The following is a 7,964-nucleotide window of genomic DNA, read 5'->3' as shown; positions in this document are numbered from 1 at the left end:
GAGACCGGAGTCGGCTGCTGGCTCGTACGCTTCGCGCTACGGCGAGCGCCCGGCAGATCCCCGCGACCGAGGGCAACCGAGCGCCTCACCAAGGGGCAGGCCCCCACCCCTGCCCCAACAGGAAGGCGCGCCGATGCGCCACACCAGACGCTGGGGCCCGATGCTGACAGCAGTTCTAGGGCTGGTGCAGGAGGAGGCGCCGGATTCGAGCGGCCTCACCGGGTCGGTCCTCCGCGGACAGTTGCTCCGCAAGAGAGGTGCCGACGTCGTGGTACGTCATCCCTCTGTCCAGTGGTGCGTGTCCGCGCCGCATGAGGTCCGTGGACCGGTCGAAGAGCTCGACGGCCTCTTCGAGGAGGTCGCTGTCCATGGCCCGGACGTAGACGGCGAGGAACAGGGCGGAGATGTGGTAGGCGAAGGCTGCCGGGTCGGTGTTCGTCAACTTCCCGTAGAGTTCGACGTTTTCATGGGTGGCGGCGACCGCCTCCGCGTGCCTCTCCGCCGCTTCTTCAGGTCTGCCTTCGTTGTTCGACGCTATGGCCAGACCGAGCAAGGTGGCGACCTTCATGCTCAACGCCTCGCCCAGCGTGTACAACTCGACGCCCGGCTGTCGTGCGGTGACGCGGCGAAGGATCGCCACGCCCTCGTGAACCGCCGTCAGGCTCTCTTCCGGGCGTTGCTGCATGACCAGGCGCCCGGCGAGTCCGATCAACCCGTCCGCCAATGAACGTTCGTAGGCCGCGGGGTTGGCCCGGGCGAGGTCCCGGTACAGGTCGACGGCCTCCTGCGCGGAGGGCACCGCGTCCGGGCTCCCGACGGCTTCGAGGGATCGTGCGAGCTGCTGCAACTCGACGGCGAGCTGCTGCGCGTTGCCGGACGGGTTCTTGGCCGCGAGCCGACGACGCACCGCCACGCCCTCGCGGGCCAGCGCGAGCGACTCTCGTGGACGCCCGGTGTGCCGGTAGCACACGCCGAGCGCGGCCAGCGACGCCGCGAAGTCTGAGTCATGAGCGTGGGCGTCGGAGACCACGAGGTCCCGGTAGACGCCCACGCATTCCTCCAGCACCACCGCCGCGTCCGCCGCGTGTCCGGCCTGAAACAGATCCCGCCCGTGACCCAGCAGACCACTGGCCAAGTCCGGTATGAACATGCGGTCCTCGCCGGCCAGTTCGCGCTTCAGCGCCACCGCTTCCTCAGTCGCGGCTCGCGCCTCTGCTCGCCGGCCGGTGATGTCCAGCCGCTTGGCGTAGGTGTTCAGCCCCATGGCGAGATTGGCCTCGACAATCCGGCGTTGAGGGGTGCGACGCATGCTCGTGGCCGCTTCCCTCAGCTCGCTGACGCTGGTCGCCGCCTCGGCCAGGGCTTCCTCGAACCGGCCGGCGTGTGTCAGCCGCGCCCCGTGCTCGTGCCGGGTCACGGCCCGGTCGTTGAGGTTGCGGGCACGCGCCAGCCGGTGCGGGAGTAACCGGGTGCTCACCGCGGCGATACCGGGGTCCAGGTCGGGGGTCGGCTGTTGGTGCGACGGGAAGAACATGGCGATGGCTTCGAGAAGGTCCGCGTCGATGTCTTCGAGTTCCGCCAGAGCGGCCAGTGTGGCGCTGCCTCCGATCACGGCGAGTTGCGGAACACCGGCGAGCAGCGGGAAGAGGTGGAGGGAGCCCACGTGGGGCCAGCGCACCGCTGCGGCGGCCAGGAAGACCACCGCACGGGCCATCCACTCCCCCTCGATGGGGCTGCCGACGACGTCGGCCTCGCGGAGCAGTGCGTTGACGGTCTCGCCGGCCCACTGCTGTCCCGGGTAGTCGGCCTGATGTCCGGCGAGGGTCAGGGCGAGGAAGTCCTCGCAGAGCCGGTCCGGGTACAAGGGTTCCAGGACAGTCCCGCGGTCGGGTTCCGCGGCGGGGTAGCACACGGCATGGTCGGTGAGCAGCTGCTCGGCCGGGACGTGGACGGTGAGCGGATCGATGGCCGCACGGCCCACATCGGGGGTCACCGCTCCGGTGAGCGCCGCGGTGAAGACCGTGCGGTTCATGACGTGGGGAGGGGTGCGGAAGGCGGTTGCATGCGGGGAGATCACGTGGTCGGGATCCCCGTGCAGACGTGCCCAGTGCAGGTGTTCACGGTCCAGGAGGTACGTGGACAGACCGGCGAGGTCATCGGGTGGCCGTACGCCCTGGACGGCCGCGTCGACGGCGACGAGAGCGGCCATGTGCACGGCCAGCGTCAGGCCGAACTCGGCCTCGCCGAGCTGGGCCGGAGCGGTGATCCCGGCTGCGGCGGCACCGTAGCGGGCGGCGAAGCTGTCTCGGGCCACGGTGAACATCTGGGCGCGCGGGGAGCCGGAGGCGCCCTCGTCGTCGGACAGCGGAGCCAGGCGCTGGGCCGATGTGCGCGCACCCTGGTTGACCAGGGCGGCACGCACTCCGGGCCACAGGTCGCCACCCCGGGCCAGCAGCAACACCCTGGCGCTGCGCCCCCGGTCGCTGTGCAACAGGGCGTTGCTGAAGAGCCACAGCAGGTGCGACAGGGGCCATCGGTCGGCGTAGTCGACGATCAGCAGCACGCCCGCCTCTCCTGCGTCGGCGAGATCCTGGCTGCCGGGCGGGGGCAACACGCTGCCCGGGCCGTGGGTCGCCGTCACGACCTGCCAGCCGTCCCGCACGGACGCCTGCGCGAAGCGCTCGGCCAGCCGGGTCTTGCCCTGCCCTCCCGGCCCATGGAGCCATCGCACGGCGAGCGCGCCCTCCTCGTCCCGCCACGCCTGCAGCGAGGACAGTTCGGCGGCACGCCCGGTGAACTCCACCACTCGGAAGCGGGCGTTGAGCATGCGGCTGGGCACTTCCCGCAAGAACGCGTCCTCCGGAGTCACGATGGGCTGCCAACGCTGAAGGAGATACACGGGGACGCCGTCCCCGAATACATGGATGTCCGCGCCGACGACCCCGTAGGCGAAACCGTTCTCGGCATGTACGGACTGGTTCACGAGTCCGACTCTTCTCGCTCTGCACGGCGACCCGCCGCAGGCGGGTTCGGCACGCCGTGGTGGTGTACGTGCACGCTGGCACCCGGCCCCAGAGCTCCATACGCCGAACCGCCGTCCCTGGCCACCACGCTCTGGTTCCAGCGGGGTTGAGCATCCCGGAGCTGTCGGCCGACTTCCTCGCTCAGGGCACGCAGCTCATCGACGGCATCAGGGCTGGCGCGCAGCAGGCTCTCCAACAGCCACTGCCACCTTCGCTGCAACTCCTGACGGGCGCCCTCCGGGTCGGCGGCTTCGCACAGTTGGGCGGCGCTCGCCTCCAACTCGAGGTAGACCTGGCTCCGTTCCGGATCCTCCCGAGCCCCGGCACCCCCACTGTGTCGACGGAAGACCGCCACGACACGATCGCGCGCAGACTCCCACGCGGTGGTCGCCATGGCCGTCACGATCGTGCTTGCTCCGGTCAGGGCGAGCGAGGACAAAGAATCCGACACGAGAGACCTCCCCCGTACGCGCCAACGTGACGCTCACCTCCGACCGATCGTACGCATCACCGTTCCCACGCGCAGCGGGTCGGCCTGTGCGCGAGAGCGGCGCAACGTGTATGAGGGTCCATGCCGAGTCGAGCGTGCGCAACGGCGCAACCCGCGCCCTCGTCTGCCCTCGACGCCGAGGCAGGCCTCAAGGATGAGACGCTCCCGGCTCTCGACCACTGCAGCCGCCCACTGATCGCCTCCCGACTGGCTGACGTTCCTTGTCGACGACGACCTTCTGTTCGTGGACGGGCGGGGGTTGCGTACAACTGCGGTGGCCAATGCGTGCGTTGCGGCCGGGACCGACAGAGAAGCGCCCGGAACTATCACCCTGAGGGACGTACGCACGAATGAGCCCTCGCTACAACACCGCCCACGCCAAGATCCGATGCGTCGGAGAGGAGGCCATGGCCACCTTGAAGACCTGGCGCGTGCTCCGGAAGGTCCGGTGCAGCACCCACCGGATCACCGACGTCGTCAAAGCGATCCTCACCCTGCATCTGGCCACGTCAGCGGCAAGATGAAATCAGCTCACTGTGGCGGGAGCGCGATCTGACCGCCGAACGACACCGGACTGCCTTCACAGCCCTTACCCGGGAAGCGAAGCTGCCTGCGGCTGACCTGGCCGAACGCGTGCGCGGGCATGGGGCTATTGAGAATCGGGAGCACCGTGTCAGGGATGTGACGTTCGGGGAGGACGCCTCGCGGGTGCGGACCGGCGGCGCGCCGCGCGTGATGGCCTCCCTGCGGAATCCGGCCATCGGCGCGCTCCGCCTGGCCGGGTGGGACAACATCGCCGAGGGCCTGCGTCATCACGGGCGGGGCATGACCCGGCCGCCGACCGCCCTCGGACTCACGTGATCATTCCGCGCCGATCGCGAGTACGACAGAGCCCTGCTGCACCGACGTGTGCACGCCGCGGCGGATGAGCTGACTCCGCTCCGTCTCGCTCAGGACCAGGTCGGCCTTCGGCCGGCCGGTACGCCCGGTGTCCTCGAGCCCGGCCATCGCTCCTCGGCTGCGCAACTTCCTCACCGTCCTGAGGGCCACTCAACGGCCCGCGCGGCGCCCGCATTCGACATTCCCTCGGCGCACACCAGGATGATTCGGGCCCGCTCGGCCGTACGGCGGTCCGGCGATCCGGCCCGCCGCAGCAGCTCGGCACGGTCGTCCGGCCTCGGCAGAGCCCAGCGTTGAAGCGGCCCTTCCAGCAGAGCGATTAGGCGTCGCGTCCCGCGCGGGCGCGGCGGCGCAGTAGGAGCAGGCCGCCCATGAGTGCGGTGATGCCGGTCGCGGCGGTCCAGGCGGGGAGGTCCGAGGAGCCGGTGGCGGCCAGGTCGCCGCCGTCCCTGCCGCGCTGGGGGCCGGCGGAGGGTGACGGTGTGGCGTGCGCGACGCCGGCGGCGGAGGCCGAGGGGGAAGGGGAGCCCGGGGCCTTCGGCTTCGTGGAGCGGTCGCCGGTGTATGCCAGGGTGCCGAAGCCGAGTTCGTCGAAGCCTCCGCTGTTCGGGCCGTAGTCTCCGCCGCCTCCCTCGCCTCCCTCGCGCCTGACGCGGGCCACCATCTCGCCGGTATTCGACATGGTCATGCCGCGCCTGACGGTGTAGTGGCGGTAGACCCGCTCCCAGACCGGGCGTCCACCGCCACGGCCGCCCGGGGAGATGACGGGCTGCTTCGTTGCCACGCAGTGCACGCCGTGGTTCCAGGTGTAGGTGGTGTACGGCACGTCGTGGCCGAGGTTGTACCGAGCGACGTACTCGCACGCCTTGCGGAACCTGGAGTCGTCCGCGCCGTAGAGGTCGACGCCCTGGTTCCAGGCCATCTCGCAGATGGTGCCCATCAGGCCGATGCCCATCATGCTGTGGGACTGGTCGCGCCCGCTCTCCTGCCACTGGGCCAGGCCCACGCCGTTGTAGACGTAGGGGATCGCGTTGGCCAGCGAGCCGTTGCCCGCGCCGTTGTAGAAGTAGTCCACCGTCTCGTTGAACTTGGCCCGGTCGTCGCAGAGGATCCCGATGGCCATGACCGAGGCCATGCTGCACAGGTCCCAGTTCGCCCAGTAGTGGCCTATGCAATTGGTTTTGCGGTGCATGAAGTCGCGGTTCGTCGGATAGAAGTACTTGACCAGCATGTCCTGGAAACGGGCCAGGTCGAAGCCGGGGTAGCCGCGCATGAGCTCGCCGGCGTTGGCGAACTGGTACCCGTAGATGCCCGCCAGGAGCACGACTTCGGAGCCTCCGCTGATGCCCTGCAGCTTCCCCGACCAGGCGTTGCAGATGTCCCGCGCGGTGTCGGCGTGGGCGGTGTCGCCGGTGATGTGCCAGCGCAGCGCGTTCTGATAGGCCGCGTGGATGTCGTTGTAGAGGGCCGGGTAGTTCTGCGGCCCGCCCCCGCCCCGGCGGACTGTGGTCTGGGGGTTGGGCCGCCATGTGCTCTGCGAGTGGCGGTTGGCGGTGAGTTTGGCGAAGCCCGTCGCGGTGGGGGCTGAGCCCGCCTTCACCTTGGCCGCCATGCGGTCGAGGTCGGCCCGGGTGTGCAGGAGTCCGGGGTGCGCGAAGGCGGCGCCCGCCGCCACTGCGGGAGCCGCGGGGAGCGCGGCTCCGACGGTGGCCGCGCCCGCGGCCGTACCGGCGATCTTCAGCATGCTCCGACGGCTGATCTCTGCTCTCACGTGCTTCGGTCCTCAGGTGTGTGTGGGGGGCGTCCGATGCGTAGCGTATGAACAGGAGACGGGCGGGGCCCGCGGGCGATAACAGAAAAGCGAGTCTTCGCGCCGGAAAACCGATCGAACCCAAACCCGTCGCATCCATCCGCGGGTCGGGCACGCGGGACAGCCTGGCCAGAAGGTCGGGCAGTTCGTCGGGGCAGGCCTGATCACGGCCCGCCCAACCCGACGGGGATGGGCGATGCTGACGCAGCAGGCACGGTCTTCCGTTGTGGTGATCAGCGAACTCGACACTCCATGATCACCGGAAGCCGTGCCTGCAGGCGTATCCGCCACTCGTCACGAACCGCCCACCACCGCCGACTTGGGGCATCGAGCCCATACCCGCGGCTCCGGGCAACCGCGAGAACGACGGAACCCTGCTCCCCGGTGCACGGAACCCGGGGCAGGCCCGACGGGTCAGCCGCTGCCCGGTGCTGCTGCGGGCCGGTCAGAGAGCGCTCCGGGCGGTCACAAGGAGGGTGCCCAACGCGGACGGGTCGGGGTGGGGCAGCACGCAGGCCGAGATGTTGGTGAAGCCGTGGTGCTTGAGGATGTCGGCCCACTGCTGTGCGCTGTACTGCCACCGGTACACGGTCAGTTCGCGCTCGCGCCCTTCCAGCCACTTGCCGCTCATGGGCTGGGCGCCGTAGTGGCCGGTGGCCGGCTCGCGGTGGGAGAAGCCGAAGACACCGCCCGGCGCGAGGCATCGGCGGACGAGGGGGAAGAGGTCGTCGGGGTCGGTGAACCAGACGGCGCCCCACGTCGAGTAGACGGCGTCGAACTCGCGCGGCTCCCGGTCGAGGTAGGCGCAGGCTTCGGCGTGTACGAAGGTGAGGTTGGGCAGGTCGGTCCAGAATCCGCGGGCGCGCTCGACCTGGACGGGTGAGAAGTCGACCGCGGTCACCTCGACGCCGGTGCGGGCGAGGTGGGCGGCGTTCTCGCCTTCGGCCGGGCCGAGGTCGAGCGCGGTCTTCGGCCGGCCGAGGAGTTCGGCACCGGGGCCAGCGTCGTCGGAGACGTCGGTCCAGTCGAACCGGTCGGCTGCCGGGCACTGCTGGGGCTGCTCGCCGCGGTGGGGCTTGTACTTGTCCCAGTACTCGGCGGCGGTCATGGGGGCGGCGCTGGTCATGCCTGGGGCCTCCGGGAAGCGTGTGCGCGAACGGTTCTCAGGTGCGCGCCACGCTAGCCCGGTGGCCGGTGGGGCGTGAGCGAAAGCCCGGAAATGTCATGAATACGAGCAAAAGGAGCGCCCGGGGGTGCGCGGGGCACCTCCGGGCGCTCACCGACCCCGGTTACGGGCCGGTCGTGCTCAGGGGGGCAGTGGCAGTTGGAACCGGGCGTGCAGGGGGCGCACTTGGCGTAGTCGGCCTCCCACAGCTTCCAGTCCACCTCGAACCCGTTGTCAGCGATGATGTGCGCGGTCCGCTCGACGGAGCCGTCGTACTTGAACGCGATCTCCGGGATGTGCTCACGGAACTGGCCGTCGAAGTGGTGGTGGCAGAACTCCCGGTAGTTGCGGGTGTCCAGGATGAAGACGTGCACGGCGATGTCCACGATCCGCCCGCAGCACATCTCCAGTCCCTGGCCCCACTTCTCCATCGCGGTGACGAGGTAGGACACGGCCGCGTGGAACAGGCGGGTGGCCATCACCTCGTCGAACGGGTAGTCGCGCACGAGCAGCTGGATCTCGCGGTCCCACACAACCGGGTCGACGTAGTCCCGCGGGTTGCGGAACGCGGCGCCC

The 7,964-nt window shown here is 69.9% G+C and carries 7 protein-coding genes and 1 pseudogene; 2 read left to right on the top strand and 6 right to left on the bottom strand.

The genetic code is table 11. The features are described 5' to 3' along the window. Positions 1–175: 175 nt before the first annotated feature. On the bottom strand, positions 176–2,983 hold the full coding sequence (locus tag ACZ4MF_RS48425) for a hypothetical protein (protein WP_467500778.1): 2,808 nt from the start codon (positions 2,981–2,983) through the stop codon (positions 176–178). Further along, a complete protein-coding gene (locus ACZ4MF_RS48420) occupies positions 2,980–3,417 on the bottom strand; it encodes a hypothetical protein (RefSeq protein WP_467500776.1) in 438 nt (145 codons plus the stop codon). The genes ACZ4MF_RS48425 and ACZ4MF_RS48420 overlap by 4 nt, the downstream gene beginning before the upstream one ends. A gap of 461 nt (positions 3,418–3,878) precedes the next feature. On the opposite strand from ACZ4MF_RS48420, the pseudogene ACZ4MF_RS48415 reads away from it, so the two are divergent. Continuing rightward, positions 3,879–4,037: pseudogene (locus ACZ4MF_RS48415) on the top strand (IS5/IS1182 family transposase); the annotation flags it as partial. A 157-nt stretch (positions 4,038–4,194) separates the two neighbouring features. After that, positions 4,195–4,374: a hypothetical protein gene (locus tag ACZ4MF_RS48410; protein ID WP_467500775.1), complete on the top strand. Its 180-nt coding sequence runs from the start codon at positions 4,195–4,197 to the stop codon at positions 4,372–4,374. Here the strand turns inward: ACZ4MF_RS48410 and ACZ4MF_RS48405 are convergent, their stop codons facing one another. The 4 genes from ACZ4MF_RS48405 to ACZ4MF_RS48390 form a co-directional block, all read right to left on the bottom strand. Beyond that, positions 4,375–4,521: a hypothetical protein gene (locus tag ACZ4MF_RS48405; RefSeq protein ID WP_467500773.1), complete on the bottom strand. Its 147-nt coding sequence runs from the start codon at positions 4,519–4,521 to the stop codon at positions 4,375–4,377. A 211-nt stretch (positions 4,522–4,732) separates the two neighbouring features. Beyond that, positions 4,733–6,184 (bottom strand): alginate lyase family protein, encoded by a 1,452-nt coding sequence (locus tag ACZ4MF_RS48400; protein WP_467500771.1) that lies wholly within the window; start codon positions 6,182–6,184, stop codon positions 4,733–4,735. Positions 6,185–6,668: 484 nt separating this feature from the next. Next, a complete protein-coding gene (locus tag ACZ4MF_RS48395; RefSeq protein WP_467500769.1) occupies positions 6,669–7,349 on the bottom strand; it encodes a class I SAM-dependent methyltransferase in 681 nt (226 codons plus the stop codon). Positions 7,350–7,402: 53 nt separating this feature from the next. Beyond that, positions 7,403–7,964: glycine-rich domain-containing protein (locus ACZ4MF_RS48390; RefSeq protein ID WP_467500767.1), on the bottom strand; the 562-nt coding region annotated here is incomplete at its 5' end.

This window comes from Streptomyces sp. NPDC025793, from assembly GCF_055558375.1.
Note: the sequence above shows the minus strand (reverse complement) of the source record. Positions and strands in the feature narration are given on the sequence as shown.